The sequence below is a fragment of the Salidesulfovibrio onnuriiensis genome (genome assembly GCF_008001235.1).
GTDB classification, from domain to species: domain Bacteria; phylum Desulfobacterota; class Desulfovibrionia; order Desulfovibrionales; family Desulfovibrionaceae; genus Pseudodesulfovibrio; species Pseudodesulfovibrio onnuriiensis.
Genome location: NZ_CP040751.1, coordinates 1,873,078 through 1,889,004 on the forward strand (window position 1 = coordinate 1,873,078; position 15,927 = coordinate 1,889,004).

At 61.4% G+C, this 15,927-nt stretch carries 14 protein-coding genes; 12 read left to right on the forward strand and 2 right to left on the reverse strand.

All coding sequences use genetic code 11. The features are described 5' to 3' along the window. Positions 1 to 46: 46 nt before the first annotated feature. Both FGL65_RS08475 and FGL65_RS08480 read left to right on the forward strand, forming a co-directional pair. Entirely contained in the window at positions 47 to 583 is a 537-nt protein-coding gene (locus FGL65_RS08475; protein ID WP_147820786.1) for a cysteine hydrolase family protein, read from the forward strand. 69 nt (positions 584 to 652) lie between these two features. After that, positions 653 to 1,003: an MGMT family protein gene (locus FGL65_RS08480; protein WP_147820787.1), complete on the forward strand. Its 351-nt coding sequence runs from the start codon at positions 653 to 655 to the stop codon at positions 1,001 to 1,003. A 61-nt stretch (positions 1,004 to 1,064) separates the two neighbouring features. Here FGL65_RS08480 and FGL65_RS08485 read toward each other — a convergent pair whose 3' ends face one another. After that, positions 1,065 to 3,248 (reverse strand): glutamine synthetase III family protein, encoded by a 2,184-nt coding sequence (locus tag FGL65_RS08485; RefSeq protein WP_147820788.1) that lies wholly within the window; start codon positions 3,246 to 3,248, stop codon positions 1,065 to 1,067. A 441-nt stretch (positions 3,249 to 3,689) separates the two neighbouring features. Between FGL65_RS08485 and FGL65_RS08490 the strand changes: the two genes are divergently transcribed. Both FGL65_RS08490 and FGL65_RS18225 read left to right on the forward strand, forming a co-directional pair. After that, the gene (locus FGL65_RS08490; RefSeq protein ID WP_147820789.1) at positions 3,690 to 4,910 is read left to right on the forward strand and encodes a hypothetical protein; all 1,221 of its coding nucleotides are present in this window, start codon (positions 3,690 to 3,692) and stop codon (positions 4,908 to 4,910) included. Further along, positions 4,900 to 5,070, forward strand: coding sequence for a hypothetical protein (locus FGL65_RS18225; RefSeq protein WP_187170598.1), 171 nt, complete (start codon positions 4,900 to 4,902; stop codon positions 5,068 to 5,070). The genes FGL65_RS08490 and FGL65_RS18225 overlap by 11 nt, the downstream gene beginning before the upstream one ends. Positions 5,071 to 5,115: 45 nt before the next feature. On the opposite strand, the gene FGL65_RS08495 is transcribed toward FGL65_RS18225, so the two are convergent. Then, on the reverse strand, positions 5,116 to 6,546 hold the full coding sequence (locus tag FGL65_RS08495; RefSeq protein WP_187170599.1) for an MltF family protein: 1,431 nt from the start codon (positions 6,544 to 6,546) through the stop codon (positions 5,116 to 5,118). A gap of 227 nt (positions 6,547 to 6,773) precedes the next feature. Here FGL65_RS08495 and FGL65_RS08500 point away from each other — a divergent pair, with 227 nt between their 5' ends. From FGL65_RS08500 to FGL65_RS08535, 8 genes are all read left to right on the forward strand, one after another. Continuing rightward, entirely contained in the window at positions 6,774 to 7,820 is a 1,047-nt protein-coding gene (locus tag FGL65_RS08500; protein WP_147820791.1) for a UDP-glucose--hexose-1-phosphate uridylyltransferase, read from the forward strand. Beyond that, on the forward strand, positions 7,817 to 9,106 hold the full coding sequence (locus FGL65_RS08505; RefSeq protein WP_147820792.1) for a galactokinase: 1,290 nt from the start codon (positions 7,817 to 7,819) through the stop codon (positions 9,104 to 9,106). Before FGL65_RS08500 ends, FGL65_RS08505 begins: the two co-directional genes overlap by 4 nt. Positions 9,107 to 9,152: 46 nt before the next feature. After that, entirely contained in the window at positions 9,153 to 10,157 is a 1,005-nt protein-coding gene (locus tag FGL65_RS08510) for a LacI family DNA-binding transcriptional regulator (protein WP_147820793.1), read from the forward strand. A 10-nt stretch (positions 10,158 to 10,167) separates the two neighbouring features. After that, positions 10,168 to 11,220 (forward strand): aldose epimerase family protein, encoded by a 1,053-nt coding sequence (locus FGL65_RS08515; RefSeq protein WP_222705809.1) that lies wholly within the window; start codon positions 10,168 to 10,170, stop codon positions 11,218 to 11,220. Positions 11,221 to 11,271: 51 nt separating this feature from the next. Next, complete coding sequence (locus FGL65_RS08520) at positions 11,272 to 12,369, forward strand: ABC transporter ATP-binding protein (protein ID WP_147820794.1); 1,098 nt, start codon at positions 11,272 to 11,274, stop codon at positions 12,367 to 12,369. Positions 12,370 to 12,438: 69 nt separating this feature from the next. Then, positions 12,439 to 13,701 carry an ABC transporter substrate-binding protein gene (locus tag FGL65_RS08525; protein WP_147820795.1) on the forward strand — a complete coding sequence of 421 codons (1,263 nt, stop codon included), beginning with the start codon at positions 12,439 to 12,441 and terminating at the stop codon, positions 13,699 to 13,701. Positions 13,702 to 13,770: 69 nt separating this feature from the next. Continuing rightward, positions 13,771 to 14,892 (forward strand): carbohydrate ABC transporter permease, encoded by a 1,122-nt coding sequence (locus FGL65_RS08530; protein WP_147820796.1) that lies wholly within the window; start codon positions 13,771 to 13,773, stop codon positions 14,890 to 14,892. Continuing rightward, positions 14,889 to 15,713: a carbohydrate ABC transporter permease gene (locus FGL65_RS08535; protein WP_147820797.1), complete on the forward strand. Its 825-nt coding sequence runs from the start codon at positions 14,889 to 14,891 to the stop codon at positions 15,711 to 15,713. Before FGL65_RS08530 ends, FGL65_RS08535 begins: the two co-directional genes overlap by 4 nt. Positions 15,714 to 15,927: the final 214 nt, after the last annotated feature.

Consider the following 15,927-nt stretch of genomic DNA (forward strand, 5'->3'; position numbering starts at 1 on the left):
AGCATTTTTATGTTTTCGGAATCATCAATATTTTCAGGAGATTGAAATGAAAGATGCGGTCGTGGTCATCGATGTTCAGAGAGGGCTGTTCGAGACGGAGCCGCCTCCGTTCGAGGCCGATGTGGTGGTCGCCAGGATCAATGCCGTGACCGGCCATGCACGGAGCAAGGGCATTCCGGTCATCTTTGTTCAGCATGAGCGTGAGCGGAGCGTGCTGGCGCATGCGGGCGAAGGCTGGGAACTGCATTCCGGCCTTGAGGTTTCGGACGGTGACATCCGGGTCAGGAAGACCACTCCCGATTCCTTTCTGCGCACCGATCTGGAGGAGGTCCTCAAAGGCGGGGAGATCGAACGGCTGCATGTCTGCGGGTATGCCTCTGAGTTCTGCGTGGACACCACGGTGCGGAGCGCTGCGGCCCATGGCTACGCGGTCAACATCATCTCGGATTCCCACACCACACACGATAAGGAGCACTTGTCGGGCGGAAGCATTCGGGAGCATCACAACCGCACGCTGCCCGACATAACCAGCTTCGGCGTGACCATCACCACCATGACCAGCGGGGAGTTCCTCCGGTCGTGAAAGCGAGGTTTCGTGCGCAATAACGGCCCGGCTTGCAATGGGGCGGGGAATGGGACAAGCTCTTCCCCTATGACGCAGAATCCCTTTTCCCGGAAAGTCATCGCGCTCATCCGCGCCATTCCCGCAGGCCGGGTCGCCAGCTACGGCGGCATCGCCCGGCTGGCCGGAAGCCCGCGCGCGGCGCGCCAGGTGGTGCGGCTGCTGCACTCCTCCTCGCGCAAGGAATGCCTGCCCTGGCACCGGGTGGTCAACAGGGAGGGCCGCATCGGGCTCAAGGATTTCGAGGGCTACAGCGAACAGAAGCGCCGCCTGGAACTGGAGGGTGTGGAGTTCGGGCCCCACGGAAGAATATACATGGAGCGCTTCGAGTGGCGGCCCACGCAGGAGGAAGCGCGACGAATCGCACCATTGGATGAATGAAATAAAGGCCCGGCTCTTCAGTGAGCCGGGCCTTTTGTTTTGTGAAGGATGTGTCCGTTTCCTACTTGATGAACAGCATTTCCTGGTAGCTGGGCAGGGACCAGAGGTCGTCGGCCACAACCATTTCCAGCTCGTCGGCCCATTTGCGCACTTCGAGCATGGCCGGGAGGATCTTGTCGGTGCGGAAGCGGGCTTCGGCTTCCACGGTCTTGAAGCTGTTCTGGGCCATGAGCTTCTCCAGCTCCGCAGTGGAGTTCTGCAGGCCGCGCAGCTTGTTGGTGACGTCCTCCAGGGTGCCGGTGGTCGGCTTGAGGCCCGCGGTCTTCATGTCCGCGCAGACCTTGGCCAATTCACCCTGGTAGCGGATGGCCGCAGGCAGGATGATGGTCTTGGAGATCTTGGCCACCAGCGCGGATTCGGTCTGGATGTGCTGGTTGTACTGCTCGTGGTAGATTTCGCGGCGGGATTCCAGCTCTTCCTTAGTGAACACACCGTAGGAGGTGAACATCTTGACCACGTCCTTGTCGGTCATGGAAGGCAGGGCGTCAGGAGCGGTCTTCAGGTTGGGCAGCCCGCGCTTGGCGGCTTCCTTCTGCCAGGCTTCGGAGTAGCCGTCGCCGTTGAAGATGATCTGACCGTGCTTCTTCATGATGCTCTGGATGACCTTCTGGCAGGCTTCATTGAGCTTCTTGGGATCGCCCTTGGTGATCTTTTCGATCTCGTCGGCCATGAAGTCCAGGGATTCCGACAACATGGTGTTCAGGGCCACCTGTGCCCCGGCAATGGACTGGTTGGAGCCCACGGCGCGGAATTCGAAGCGGTTGCCGGTGAAGGCGAAGGGGCTGGTGCGGTTGCGGTCGCCCGCGTCCATGGGCAGGGGCGGCAGGGTGTCGACGCCCACTTCCAGGCAGCCTTTCTTCTTGCAGCCCTTGAGGCCGCCCTGCTTGATCTGATCGAAGATGTCGGACAGCTGCTCACCCAGGTAGATGGAGATGATGGCCGGGGGAGCCTCGTTGGCGCCCAGGCGGTGGTCGTTGCCGGCGGAGGCCACGCAGGAGCGCAGCAGCTTGCCGTATTTTTCCACGGCGCGGATGGTGGCTGCAGTGAAGACCAGGAACTGCATGTTTTCATGCGGGGTGTCGCCCGGGTTGAACAGGGAGCCCTGGGACGGCGAGGAAAGGGAGTAGTTCAGGTGCTTGCCCGAACCGTTGATGCCGGCAAAGGGTTTTTCGTGCAGCAGGCAGGCCATGCCGTTGCGCTTGGCCACGCTCTTGAGCACGGTCATGATCATCTGGTTGTGGTCGGTGGCCAGGTTGGATTGCTCGTAGAGCGGGGCGATCTCGAACTGGCCGGGAGCCACTTCGTTGTGGCGGGTCTTGACCGGTACGCCCAGCTTGTAGAGTTCGCGCTCCACTTCCAGCATGAAGGACAGCACGCGGCGGGGGATTGCGCCGAAGTAGTGGTCGTCCAGCTCCTGGCCCTTGGCGGGCTTGGCACCGAACAGGGTCCGTCCGCAGACCATGAGGTCCGGGCGGGCGAAATAGAAGTTGCGGTCAACCAGGAAGTATTCCTGCTCGGGGCCGGCGTTGGAAACGACCATTTCGCCGTTGTCGTTGCCGAACAGGGCCAGCATGCGGCGGGCCGACTTGTTGATGGCCTGGTTGGCGCGCAGCAGCGGGGTTTTTTTGTCCAGGGCGTGTCCCTTCCAGGAAACGAAGGCCGTGGGGATGCACAGGAAGGTGCCGTTGGGGTTTTCCAGGATGTAAGCCGGGTTGGTCACGTCCCAGGCGGTGTAGCCGCGGGCTTCGAAGGTGGCGCGCAGGCCGCCGGACGGGAAGCTGGAGGCATCGGGTTCGCCCTGGATGAGCAGGCTGCCGTCGAATTCGGCAATGGCGCCGCCCTCACCGTCCGGGGAAAGGAAACCGTCGTGCTTTTCCGCGGTCAGGCCGGTCAGGGGATAGAACACGTGGGTGTAGTGGGTTGCGCCCTTGGAAAGGGCCCATTCCTTCATGGCGGCGGCCACGGGGCCGGCAATGGCGGGGTCGAGCTTTTCGCCAGACTTTTTCGTGTTCATCAAGGACTTGTAGACGTCCTTGGGAAGCATGCGCTTCATGACCTTGTCGCTGAAGACGTTGCACCCGAAGATATCGGTGGGCTTGGTCTTGGAAAAGTCAAGGGTATCCGTGGGCGGGGTATAGTTGGTGATGGCCTCTATGACGCTGCGGCGCACCTGGTATCCACTCATTTTCTACATCTCCTTCACTGGTGAGTCTTTGGGCTTTCCCTTTTTGTCGTCCAGGGAAAGCATAGGCATTGGACCCCGCCACATTAACAAGATGCGGGCCAATATTGTCGAAGTCTGTAATCTCAATATGTTATGAATTTCGGATCATAACCATTTTACATAAAAAGCACAAAAATGTGGATTTCACAGCTTGTTTTCTGGTCTATTTTTACGAATTTGTAAATCAGGTAGTGGCGAAAGAGCGCGCGACAATTGGTTGATATTTTATCATTCGATAATCGTTGGCAACGTGATATAGGCGAATTGGTGTGACGACAAGGGGAGAGTGCGGCTTTATTTTCAAAAGGGAGGCAGCGTGCGCGGAATACTTGTTTTACTGGCGGCCATTTGCCTGTTCGGCTGCGTCAACAAGGGGGGGACATTCAGGAGCATTCCCAGGAGGTGGCCAAATACTGGTTTCACGTGGTTCGGGGGACCCAGGTTTTTCCCCTCAATCCGCTTCGGGAAGACCTGATGCCCGGGGACGTGTTTCTGGTCAACCAGACCTCGTTGGCCGAGAGCAACGCAGCCAAGGACGAGGGGTACCTGCCGCAGGATCACCGGGTCACCCGGTTGGACCTTGGTTCGCGCGAAATGTCCGACCCTTGTTTTCATGACGGTGTCTGGCAGGAATATGCCGCCGCGTTCCCCTCGTTTTCCTTTTCCGTGGATCGCGGGACCGGTTTCAATCTGAACCTGCCGGTGGACGGCATTCCCGTGGGGCTCGGTTTCGTGCAGTCGGAAAAGGTGGTCGTGTCCATGTCCATTTCCAACGCCACCAGCTTCGGGCTGCCCGTGCACGACCTGAACGGGGCCCTGGAAGACTGGTGCGGGAAGCACAAGGAGTATCTGGCCGAGCAGAAATTGCATTCCAGGCAGCCCGTCCTGCTTCGGGTCGTTTCCCGGGTGTTCCGGACGCGCGGGGTGACTGCCTCCATCATGGGGGTGGATTCCATGGGCGGAAAGGTCGCTGCGGGCGGGGACGCATTCACGGAAACGCCCTCCGCCAACATGACCGAGGTGCTTCCCGAGGCCATCAAGAGCGACGATGCGGCCGAGCGTTTCGCGCAGCTGGCCGGGCAGTTGGGAAAGGTGGTCCCCCGCAACGTGCCCCTGCCGGGCGGGAGCGCGACTTACATGCGCGGGAGCAAGGATTCCGTGGTCATGCGCCAGACATTCGATCGGCCCCTGGCCATCGGCTACATCGCCTTTGACGTGGTCGTGCTGGACGGCGGGGGAATCAGCGTTCCCATGGGCGCGCAGCAGAACCTGGACGGCTTGTACGACGTGAATGTCGGAAGCCGGGACAAGATGGATTACTACATCCTGAGGGACTACATGAAAACCATGAGTCTTGTTTCGCAATACAGTATAGCCCTTGATTACGAGAGTTATCTGCGCGGACAAGAATTGCTCGGGGAAAGCTATGCCGGAGATTTGAAAAAGGGGTTGGATCTGGTGCAAAAAAAATCCGGGGATGAAGTCGCCACTGAAGCGCTGGGGGATTTCTGGGAATCCGTGGATGAAATCACGACCGGGGATGATTTCCGTTTGGTAACCTACACGATGATGGTCGCGCGGCTCAGGGAACTGTGCAACAGGGAGAGAAACAATGCCAAGTAACAATGCTCCCTGCAGCAACGGGGAACGCCGAAAGGACGTGAGCGATTGGAGTGACGGCAAATTGGGCAACTACATCAGGACGCGTCTGGAAACCGACGCAACCAAGCTGTGCGTCATGAAAAAGGACGGCAAGGTCTGGTTGTGCGAAACGAGGCGGTAGTATTTTTGTCAGTGAAAAAGGCCCGGCGTTTCTGCCGGGCCTTTTTCATATTCCGAGTTCCGCCTTGGCGTCCTTCTTTTCCAGGTGCTGCTCGTAAAGAAGTTTGTAGGCCAGGTAGTACATGCTGATGTTGGCCACATAGTCCACCACCTCGTCGCCGACCTTTTCCGCGGCGACCTGCTCCACGTTGAAGAACCACTTGTTCGGGTCGAATCCCCGGGCGGCCGCCTCCCTGCGCAGGGAGCTGATGCGGGTCGGCCCGGCATTGTATGCGGCCCAGAGGAAATCCATGCGGTTTTCTTCGGGCACATCCTGGAAATAATTCTGTTCCAGGACGTGCAGGTATTTTGCGCCCGCGTGGATGTTGGGCTCCAGTTTGTGGAAGTTGGGGATGTTCACGGGAGGGTTCTTGGCGGTTTCCGGAAGCACCTGCATGATGCCCACGGCCCCGGCCCGGCTGCGCGCCGTATTGTCCAGGCCGGATTCCTGGTAGGCCTGGGCCGCCAGCGCCAGCCAGTCGAAACCGTACTTTTGGCCGTAGCGCTTGAACAGGGCCGCCAGCCGCAGGAGCTTCTGCTGTTCCTCCTGCGTGACCGGGTTTTTGATCCAGGCGGGGTTCTGGAAATAGCGCTCATAGAGGATGTTGCCCAGGAGCGAACCCTGTTTGTGCCTTTCGATGAAGGCGTCCAGGGCCTTCTTGAGCTTCGGGCTGTCCCTGCGCACGGCCCAGGCGACCTCGCCTCCATCGAAAATGGCAAGGTCCTCGCGCACTCGGATGTCGGGAAACGCCCTGGCCCAGGCATTGGCAATGTGGCTGTCGGCCACCGTGAGCTGGATGATTCCCGCATTGGTCATTTTCAGTAGGTCCTCGGTGGTCATGCTCCTGGCGATCTCCCGGATGACCACCGGTTTTTTCCAGGACTGGCGCAGGTGGCGGTTGAGCGATTCCAGGTGCTGGGCATGGCTGCTGCCTGCCTGCACGAAGATTTCCCGTCCCGACAGGTCGTCGAGGGATCCGATGTCGGCGACGTCCTTGTGGCAGACGAGCACCTCCCCGATGCCGCTGATGTAGGGAGCGGTGAAATCCACCATTTTCTTGCGCAACGGCGTGATGGTCAGCCCGCCCATGGCGATGTCGCCCGCGCCTCGCTTCAGGAGGGGCAGGACCTGGTCGAAGGGAACCGGGATGTAGAGGAACTTGATTTCGTCGTAGGACCGTTTTTCCTTTTTGTTGAGGCTTGCGGCGAACTTTTGCATGAGTTCGTAGTCGAAGCCGTGCGGCGCGCCGCCGCGCAGGAAGAACCCGGTCTTGGAATAGGAGGTCAGCACCCGTATGGTGCGTCGCTGCTCCATCTGGGCAAGGTCGCCGAAGTGGCGTTCGAGCCCCCATTGGTCCGCCGTGTCCGGGGTCTGGGACAGGAAAAAAACGGCAAGGGCGACAAAGGGCAGCACAAAGGCGGGGTGGATCGGGCGCATGAATACTCCGGGCTGAATTTGTGCCGGATAATACAGACAACCCGGTTTCGAGAAAAGGTGCTTTTTTGTTGTCTCTCCCATGGAGTTTCCTGTATGTTTTCGCTTGTATCTTGACAGGGATGGTCCGCTGTGTTTCTGTATCGGAAACGTTTGCGGTAACGTTTGCGAAACCTCGGGAGTGAGGACCCGGGGCATGGGGACAACCGACAACAATCAGGTGGGAAGGCATGTCGTTCAACGATCATCCGCATCGGCGGTTCAATCCGCTGACCGGTGAATGGGTTCTTGTTTCGCCGCACCGCACCAAGCGGCCCTGGCAGGGCCAGCAGGAGGAACCGGACCGTTCGGCCCGGCCCCGGTACGACAAGGGCTGCTACCTGTGCCCGGGCAATGAGCGGGCAGGAGGCGAACACAATCCCGAATACACCGGGACCTTTGTCTTCACCAACGATTTTGCCGCGCTTCTTCCCGAGGTCCCCGGCCTGGAACCCCAGGACGACGACCTGCTGCGGGCCGAGCCAGAGTCCGGCGTCTGCCGGGTGATCTGTTTTTCCCCCCGCCACGATCTTTCCATCCCGCGCATGACCCGGGAGCAGGTGACCCGGGTGGTGGACCTGTGGATTTCCGAATTCCGCGACCTGGGCGCGCGCCGTGACATCGGTTACGTGCAGATCTTCGAGAACCGGGGCTCGGTCATGGGCTGTTCCAATCCCCACCCGCACGGCCAGATCTGGGCCACCAAGAGCGTGCCCATGATTCCCGGCGCGGAAACCCGCTGCCAGGCGGCCCACTTGGAGGAAAAGGGCGAATGCCTGCTGTGCCGCTACCTGAAGCGGGAGCTCTCCCTGGGCGAACGCATCATCCTCGAGAACGAATCCTTCGTGGTCCTGGTGCCGTTCTGGGCGGTCTGGCCCTATGAGGTCATGCTCCTGCCCCGCAGGCACATGGCTTCCATCGAGGAAATGGACGAGCGGGAAAGGGCCGACCTTGCCGAAGCCATGATCCGGCTGGGCATTCGTTACGACAACCTGTTCCAGACCTCATTCCCGTATTCCATGGGCATTCACCAGCGGCCCACGGACGGCGGCGATCATCCGGAATGGCATTTTCATTTCCACTATTATCCGCCCCTGCTGCGCTCCGCCTCGGTGCGCAAATTCATGGTCGGCTACGAGATGCTGGGCATGCCCCAGCGCGACATCACCGCCGAGCAGGCCGCCGCAACCCTGCGGGAGCTGAGCGAAATCCATTATCTTGACCGGGAGCAGGCATGACCGCGATCGTTTCCCGGTACAGGCAGGCCCTTGGCGAGGGCGTTTTCGACACACGGCTTGCCGGGCTCTACGGGGTCGGGGAAGTGCATGCGCAGCGGGAACGCCACGACCGTCTGCTGGCGCGCATGGAAGAGCGCTTCGGCAAAGTGCCCGCGTTGATGGTGAGCGTTCCCGGCAGGACCGAGCTGGGCGGCAATCACACGGACCACAATCACGGCCGGGTGCTGGCCGCCGCCGTGCATCTGGACTGCCTGGCCGCGGTCGCTCCCACCGGGGACAACACGGTCCGCATCCATTCCGAAGGCTTTTCCGATCCCATCCATGTGGATCTTTCCGATCTTTCTCCCCGCAGCGAGGAGGCGGGCAGCTCCGAGGCCATCGTGCGCGGCGTGGCTTCGAGCCTCAGGCTGCGCGGCCATAACGTCGGCGGCTTCAGCGCCTGCATCACCAGCGCCGTGCCCATGGGCGTTGGGTTGAGTTCCTCCGCGGCCTTCGAGCTGCTCATCGGTTCCATGTTCAACGAGCTCCACAACGGGGGCGCGGTTTCCGGCCTGGACATGGCCCGCGCGGCCAAGGATGCGGAAAACATTCATTTCAACAAGCCCTGCGGGTTCATGGACCAGATCGCCTGCGCCTTTCCCGGCGTTTCCATGATCGATTTCATGGATCCCGAGAATCCGGTCATCGAAAGCATTGATGGCGATTTCGAGGCGGGCGGCCACAAGCTCGTGGTGGTCAATACCGGGGGCGACCACGCCAACCTGACCCCGGACTATGCGGCCATACCCGGCGAAATGCAGCGGGCCGCCCAGGCCCTGGGACGAGATTTCTGCCGGGGCATCACCCTGGACACGGTGCTGGGTTCCCTGAAGGCGTTGCGGGAGCGGGCCGGGGACCGGGCCATCCTCAGGCTCATCCATTTCATCGAGGAAAACGACCGGGTGCCGGACATGGCCGCAGCCCTCGGCTGCGGCGACATGCGGCGCTATGTCGGGCTCATGCTCGAATCCGGGGATTCCTCCTGGCGGCTGCTGCAGAACTGCATCAGCATGGTCGGCGAGATCGGCCAGCCCATTCCCCTGGCCCTGATCCTTTCCGAACGGCTGCTGGGCGGGCGGGGAGCCTGGCGCGTGCACGGCGGCGGGTTTGCCGGGACCATCCAGGCCCTGGTGCCCCTGGAACTGCTGGAGCACTATGCCCAGGGCATGGAAGCGGTTTTTGGCGCGGGCGCGGTTGTGCCGCTGGGGATTCGCCATTCCGGCATGGGCGTTCTGCGGATCGATTAAATAAAGCTATTTTTAATATACTGAAATAAAAAGGAAACGGTTGGAAATGGCTCAATTCACCATCAAGGACATCGCCCGGGAGCTGGGCGTTTCCCCGTCCACGGTTTCCCGCGCCCTGCATGACCACCCGGACATCAGCCAGGAAACCAAGGATAAGGTGGTGGCCCTGGCCAGCAAGCGCCATTACCAGCCCAACCAGATAGCCAAGAGCCTCCAGACCAGCCGCACCAGCACCGTGGGCGTGGTGGTGCCCGAGATCCAGCACCATTTCTTTTCCTCGGTCATCAGCGGTATCGAGGAGCTGGCCCACAAGGCCGGGTACACCATTATGGTCTGCCAGAGCCACGAGGACCAGGAACGCGAGGCCCTGAACCTCCGGGCCCTGGCATCGCACCGGGTGGCGGGCATTCTCATCTCCATTTCCAAGAATACCACGGACTACGGGCATCTCAAGGCGGTCATGTCCCAGGGCATTCCCCTGGTCCAGTTCGACCGCGTGGTGGAGCCCCTGGACACGGGCAAGGTCACGGTGGACGACTTCAACGGAGCGTACATCGCGGTCAAGCATCTCATTGATTCCGGGTACACCCGCATCGCCCATATCGCGGGCCGCCAACACATCACCATCGGCAAGAACCGCCATGACGGGTATCGCCAGGCCCTCAAGGACCACGGGTTCCGCTCGGACGATGACCTGGTGGTCTACGGCGGGTTCCAGGAGCGCGACGGGCTCGAAGGCATCAAGAAATTGCTGTCCCTTGCCTCGCCGCCCGACGCGGTGTTCGCTGTCAACGACCCCGTGGCCATTGGCGTGTACAAGCATTTGCGGGAGCAGGGCGTCCGCATTCCCCGGGACATGGCCCTGCTCGGGTTTTGCAACAACCCGGAATCCGCCCTGGTGGAGCCGCCCCTGACCACGGTGGCCCAGCCCGCCTACCGCATCGGCCGGGAGGCCATGCACATGCTGCTGGAGCAGTTCGAGCGCGAGGCGGATTTCAAACCCGAGAACAAGGTCTTGCGGACGCACCTCATGGTGCGCCGGTCCACCTAAGGATATCGGCATGGGTGTGAATATCGAACGCAGGCATTGGGGCACGGTGCCCGGTATGGGCGGGGTGGAGCATTTTACCCTGACCCATGGCGACATGTCCGCCTCCATGATTTCCTACGGCGCCCGGCTGACCAGCCTCAGGGCGCCGGGCAGGCAGGGCGTGGGCGAGGTCATTCTCGGGTTCGACACCCTGGAGGCCTACGTGCGCGACCAGACCTCCATGGGCGCGGTGTGCGGCAGGGTGGCCGGGCGCATTTCCCGTGGCCATATCGAATTGGGCGGACTGTGCCATCGGCTGGACCGCAACCATGGCGGCCATACCCTGCATGGCGGATCTCAGGGCTTTGGCTCCCGGGTCTGGGAGGCGGAGGCGGATATCGGCACCGAGGGGCCGTACGTGCTTTTCGAATATTTCAGCCTGGACGGCGAGATGGGGTTTCCGGGCACGGTCAAGACAACGGTGGTCTATACGCTGACGGAAAACGGGCTGCGCATGGATTTCCTGGCCGAGTCGGGCAAGCCCACGGTGGTGAACCTGACCAACCACGCCTATTTCAACCTGGCCGGTCCCGGAAGCGACTGCCTGGGGCACGAGCTGTGTTTCCTGGCCTCGCGCTGCCTGGAAACGGACGAGGAGCTCATTCCCACCGGAGCCTTGCTGAATGTCCGCGGAACAGCGCTGGACTTCACCCGGCCCCGGGCCATGGGGGCGCGCATCGACGACGGCGGGCTGCTGCCCCGGAGCGCGTGCGGGTATGATCATTACTATGTGGCCGACAGGCGCGGCAAGGGCGTGGAGCTGCTCGCCCACGTGTTCGAGCCCGGTTCGGGCCGGAATATGGAGATGCGCACCACCTACCCCGGCGTGCAGTTCTATTCCGGCAACCACCTCCCGGAGGGGCTGCCGGGCCGGGCTGGCGAGACCTACGGCCCCAGGGCGGGGTTCTGCCTGGAGGCCCAGGGATACCCGGACGCGCCCAACCGACCGGAATTCCCCTCCGTGGCGCTGCGGCCCGGTGCGGTCATGAAGCATAAAACAGAGTATCGTTTTTTCGTCAGATGACGTATGAATGGACGATCCATCCAGAATAAAACAAACGACGGGTAAGGACGTATGGCAAAAGTCGAACTGGTCAATGTGAGCAAGCGGTACGGGGATGTCGAGGTTGTGCGCAACATCGACCTGGAAATCGAGGATAACGAATTCATTGTCCTGGTCGGCCCCTCCGGCTGCGGCAAGTCCACGGTGCTGCGCATGATCGCGGGCCTGGAGCCCATCAGCGGCGGGGACGTCAAGATCGGGGACCGGGTGGTCAACAATGTCTCGCCCAAGTCGCGCAACGTGGCCATGGTCTTCCAGAACTACGCCCTGTATCCGCACATGACGGTCCGCGAGAACATGGGTTTTAGCCTCAAGATGTCCAAGGCGTCCCGCGAGGAGATCGAGCAGCACGTGGGAACGGCCGCCGAGATCCTGGAGCTGGACAAGCTTCTGGACCGCAAGCCCTCCGAACTTTCCGGCGGCCAGCGCCAGCGCGTGGCCATGGGCCGGGCCATCGTGCGCAAACCCGACGTGTTTCTTTTTGACGAGCCCTTGTCCAACCTGGACGCCCAGCTGCGCACCCAGATGCGCATGGAGCTCAAGAAGCTGCACATGAAGCTGGCCACCACCACCATCTACGTGACCCACGACCAGATCGAGGCCATGACCCTGGCCAACCGCATAGTCATCCTCAAGGACGGCATCATCCAGCAGGTGGGCACCCCCGTGGAGGTTTTCGAAAAACCGGCCAACGTGTTTGTGGCCCAGTTCATAGGCAACCCGCCCATGAACATTCTCGAGGGCGTCTATGCCGTGGAAGACGGCAAGCCCTGCGTCAAGGTGGGCAAGTCCACCTTCCCGGTGCCCGAAGGCCGGACCGTCGCCCTGGAAAGCGGCGCTCCCGTGCTGGCGGGCATCCGGCCCGACGCCATCAAGATGGGCGAGGGCATCGAGCGCCTGCCCAGGGAATGGTGGTGCCAGGGCGAGGTGGTGGTCTCCGAAATCCTGGGCGGCCAATCCCTGCTGGAAATCGTCATTGACGGCGAGAACAAGATGATTGCCGAGGTGGAGGGCCGTGTCATTGCCCATCCCGGCGAAACAGTGCCCATCGGTTTCGAATTCGACCGCATGGTGCTTTTTGATCCCGAGACGACAAAAGCCCTTTCCTGATGTCAGGCAAAGGGATGTTGTACTGTGGATAGTATGTTTGGGGCTAACCGAGAAACCGAGGAGGTTCAGATGAATAAGTCCCTGGCAAAACTGTTGTTCGCACTGGCTGCCATTGTCATGCTTGGCGCCATGCCCGCCCAGGCCGCATCCAGCCTGAGCGGCGAGCTGGAAATTTTCTCCTGGTGGGCGGGTGATGAAGGCCCGGCCCTGCAGGCCCTGATCGACCTGTACAACAAGGAAAATCCCAATGTGAAGGTGCTCAACGCCACCGTCACCGGCGGCTCCGGCGTCAACGCCAAGGCCGTTCTCAAGACCCGCATGCTCGGCGGCAACCCGCCGGACAGCTTCCAGGTCCACGCCGGCCAGGAACTCATCGGCACCTGGGTCAAGGCCGACCGCATGGAAGACCTGACCCCGCTGTTCAAGGAAATGGGCTGGATGGAAGTTTTCCCCGAAGGCCTGATCAAGAACATCGGCACCGACAAGGGCATCTGGTCCGTTCCCGTGAACATCCACCGCTCCAACGTGATGTGGTACGTTCCGGCCAACCTGAAGAAGTGGGGCGTGGAAGCTCCCAAGACCTGGGACGAGTTCTTTGCCATCGCTCCCAAGCTGAAGGACAAGGGCATCGTGCCCCTGGCCCTGGCCCAGAACTGGACCGCCAACCACCTGTGGGAATCCGTTGCTCTGGCCTCTCTCGGCCCGGATAACTGGGACGCCCTGTGGTCCGGCAAGCTGGCATTCGACAGCCCCGAAGGCATCAAGGCCTGGGAACTGTTCGGCAAGGTGCTGGAATACACCAACGCCGACGCCTCCTCCCTGTCCTGGCAGCAGGCCACGGACATGGTGGTTGACGGCCGCGCCGCCTTCAACGTCATGGGCGACTGGGCCGCCGGATACATGAATGTGACCAAGAAGCTCGCCCCGGTCTCCGGCTTCGGCTGGCTGGCCTCTCCGGGCACTGGCGGCGAATTCATGTTCCTGGCCGACTCCTTCGGCCTGCCCAAGGGCGCTCCGCACCGCGACAACGCCGTTGCATGGCTTCAGGTGCTCGGTTCCAAGGAAGGCTCCGACACCTTCAACCCCATCAAGGGTTCCATCTCGGCCCGTACCGACAGCGACCTGTCCAAGTACAACGCGTACGGCCAGTCCGCCGCCGCGGACTTCGCCAAGGACCGCATCGTCGGTTCCCTGGCCCACGGCGTCACCGCCAACGAAACCTTCATGGGCGATTTCGCCACGGTCATGGAAATGTTCCTGAAGTCCAGGAACGCCCAGGCCGCAGGCAAGATGGCCCAGCAGATCGCCGTCAAGAGCGGCATCGGCAAGTAGCAAACAACCGGTTCGGGCGTCGGGGGCTGCATCCTCCGGCGCCCGCCGGACAAAACCGAAGAGAGCCACATGCGGGAAGTATCAAGGGACAAGATCAAGGCGTTCTTGGCGCTCTTGCCGTCCATCATCCTCATCGCGGTCTTTGTCTATGGGTTCATAGGCAATACCGTCTGGATCTCCATGCTCGACTGGGGCGGCGTGGGAGCACTGGCCGAGAACCCCACCTTGAATTTCGTCGGGGTGCAGAATTATTTCGACCTGTTCACCGGGTTCCTGGACGGCAGGTTCCGGCAGGACCTGGTCAACGCGGTCTACTACTCGGTGCTGCTGCTGGCCGGGGCCGTGGGCATCGGCATGTTCATCGCCATCCTGCTGGACCGCAAGCCTCGGGGCGAGGACTTCCTGCGCACAGTGTTCCTGTACCCCATGTCCCTGTCGTTCATCGTCACCGGCACCATCTGGCGCTGGCTCCTGGCCCCCCAAGGCGGCGTCAACATCGTGCCCACTTTTTTCGGGGGCGAGAAGCTGTCCTTTCAGTGGCTTTCCAGCAAGCAGGCCGTGCTGCTCTTCAACTGGCAGAATCTGCTGCCCGTCATGCTCTATGTGGCGGCCTTCGTGCTCATCGTCATCGGGCTGTTCTGCCTCAAGGGCAATCCGCCCCGGGCGCTTAAGCGCTACCTGCTGCCCGGCCTGGGGCTGGGCGTGGCGGTCTGGCTCTTTGGCGACCTGCTGCCGCAGATATATTTCATGGAGGAAACGCACGGGTTCAACCTGGCGACCCTGGGCATCATCCTGGCCACCATCTGGCAGTATTCGGGCTACACCATGGCCCTGTACCTGGCCGGGTTCAACGGCATTTCCCAGGACCTCATGGACGCCGCGCGCCTGGACGGGGCCAGCGACTGGGGCTACTACCGCCATGTTGCCATCCCCATGCTCAAGCCCATCACCATCAGCGCGGTGATCATCCTTTCGCACATCTCGCTCAAGATGTTCGATCTCATCTTCGCCATGACCGGGCCGGACAACGCCGAGACCGGGCACCCGGCCCTGAACATGTACCTGACCACGTTCCGGGCCAATGAGTTCTCCAAGGGCGCGGCCATCGCCATCGTGCTCTTTCTGCTGGCGGCCATGTTCATCGTCCCCTATCTCGTCAGTTCGTATCGCCAGAGGAGGGCGCGTTCATGACCCGCAAGATCACCCTTGGTTCCGTCCTGCTCTACAGCACCCTGGCAGTGCTGGTGATCGTCTACCTGACCCCGGCCTACATGGCGCTCATCACCGCGCTAAAGATGCCCGCGGACATCACCCTGCCGCGCGCCTGGGAAATTCCCGCCACCCTGAACTGGAGCAGCTTTTCCGAGGCCTTCGGGATGCTGCGGCCCAATCTGGTCAACAGCCTGATCCTCACGATCTGCGCCACGGCCCTGTCCACGGTGCTGGGCTCGCTCAACGGCTACGTGTTTTCCAAGTGGAAGTTCCCGGGCAGCGAGATCGTGTTCACGCTCTTCCTGTTCGGCATGTTCATCCCGTACCAGGTCATTCTTATCCCGCTGTTCCAGACCCTGCGGGCCATGAACCTCTACGGCGGGCTGCCGGGCCTGATCCTGGCCCACGTGGTCTACGGGTTGCCCATCACCTCGCTCATCTTCCGCAACTTCTACGCCCAGATCCCCACGGCACTCATCGAGTCGGCGCGGCTCGACGGCGCGGGTTTCTTCTCCATCTACACCCGCATAGTGTTCCCGCTGTCCGTGCCGGGCTTCGTGGTCACCAGCCTGTGGCAGTTCACCCAGATCTGGAACGAGTTCCTTTGGGGCATCTGCCTGACCAAGTACACGGCCAACCCCATCACCGTGGGGCTGGCGCAGCTGGCCGGCGGCCAGGCCGTGAGCTGGAACCTGCCCATGGCCGGGTCCATCCTGGCGGCCATCCCAGTGCTGGCGATCTATGTGTTTCTGGGGAGGTACTTTATTCGCGGCCTGTTGGCCGGGTCCGTGAAGGAGTAGTCACAGACGTTTCAATTAGGCGGCATACGTTTCGAAAGCATAAGTCGTCTTCAGGTTTTGCCCTGAAGGCGACTTGTTTTTTTGACTCGGCACGTCCTGTGCTTCGCCTTATTGAGCGGGCCATGAGTGGCAGCACCTTTTCGTGGCTGCCACCTGATGCATACCGTCTGTCACGACGGCCAGAGGATGAAGTAGCAAAGATATGGCCGCCCCA

What these genes read in the sequence shown, in the direction of transcription:
- FGL65_RS08475 (WP_147820786.1), top strand. Translation starts at nt 47, where the DNA reads ATGAAAGATGCGGTCGTGGTCATCGATGTTCAGAGAGGGCTGTTCGAG.
- FGL65_RS08480 (WP_147820787.1), top strand. Translation starts at nt 653, where the DNA reads ATGACGCAGAATCCCTTTTCCCGGAAAGTCATCGCGCTCATCCGCGCC.
- FGL65_RS08485 (WP_147820788.1), bottom strand. Translation starts at nt 3,248, where the DNA reads ATGAGTGGATACCAGGTGCGCCGCAGCGTCATAGAGGCCATCACCAAC.
- FGL65_RS18225 (WP_187170598.1), top strand. Translation starts at nt 4,900, where the DNA reads ATGCCAAGTAACAATGCTCCCTGCAGCAACGGGGAACGCCGAAAGGAC.
- FGL65_RS08495 (WP_187170599.1), bottom strand. Translation starts at nt 6,546, where the DNA reads ATGCGCCCGATCCACCCCGCCTTTGTGCTGCCCTTTGTCGCCCTTGCC.
- FGL65_RS08500 (WP_147820791.1), top strand. Translation starts at nt 6,774, where the DNA reads ATGTCGTTCAACGATCATCCGCATCGGCGGTTCAATCCGCTGACCGGT.
- FGL65_RS08505 (WP_147820792.1), top strand. Translation starts at nt 7,817, where the DNA reads ATGACCGCGATCGTTTCCCGGTACAGGCAGGCCCTTGGCGAGGGCGTT.
- FGL65_RS08510 (WP_147820793.1), top strand. Translation starts at nt 9,153, where the DNA reads ATGGCTCAATTCACCATCAAGGACATCGCCCGGGAGCTGGGCGTTTCC.
- FGL65_RS08515 (WP_222705809.1), top strand. Translation starts at nt 10,168, where the DNA reads ATGGGTGTGAATATCGAACGCAGGCATTGGGGCACGGTGCCCGGTATG.
- FGL65_RS08520 (WP_147820794.1), top strand. Translation starts at nt 11,272, where the DNA reads ATGGCAAAAGTCGAACTGGTCAATGTGAGCAAGCGGTACGGGGATGTC.
- FGL65_RS08525 (WP_147820795.1), top strand. Translation starts at nt 12,439, where the DNA reads ATGAATAAGTCCCTGGCAAAACTGTTGTTCGCACTGGCTGCCATTGTC.
- FGL65_RS08530 (WP_147820796.1), top strand. Translation starts at nt 13,771, where the DNA reads ATGCGGGAAGTATCAAGGGACAAGATCAAGGCGTTCTTGGCGCTCTTG.
- FGL65_RS08535 (WP_147820797.1), top strand. Translation starts at nt 14,889, where the DNA reads ATGACCCGCAAGATCACCCTTGGTTCCGTCCTGCTCTACAGCACCCTG.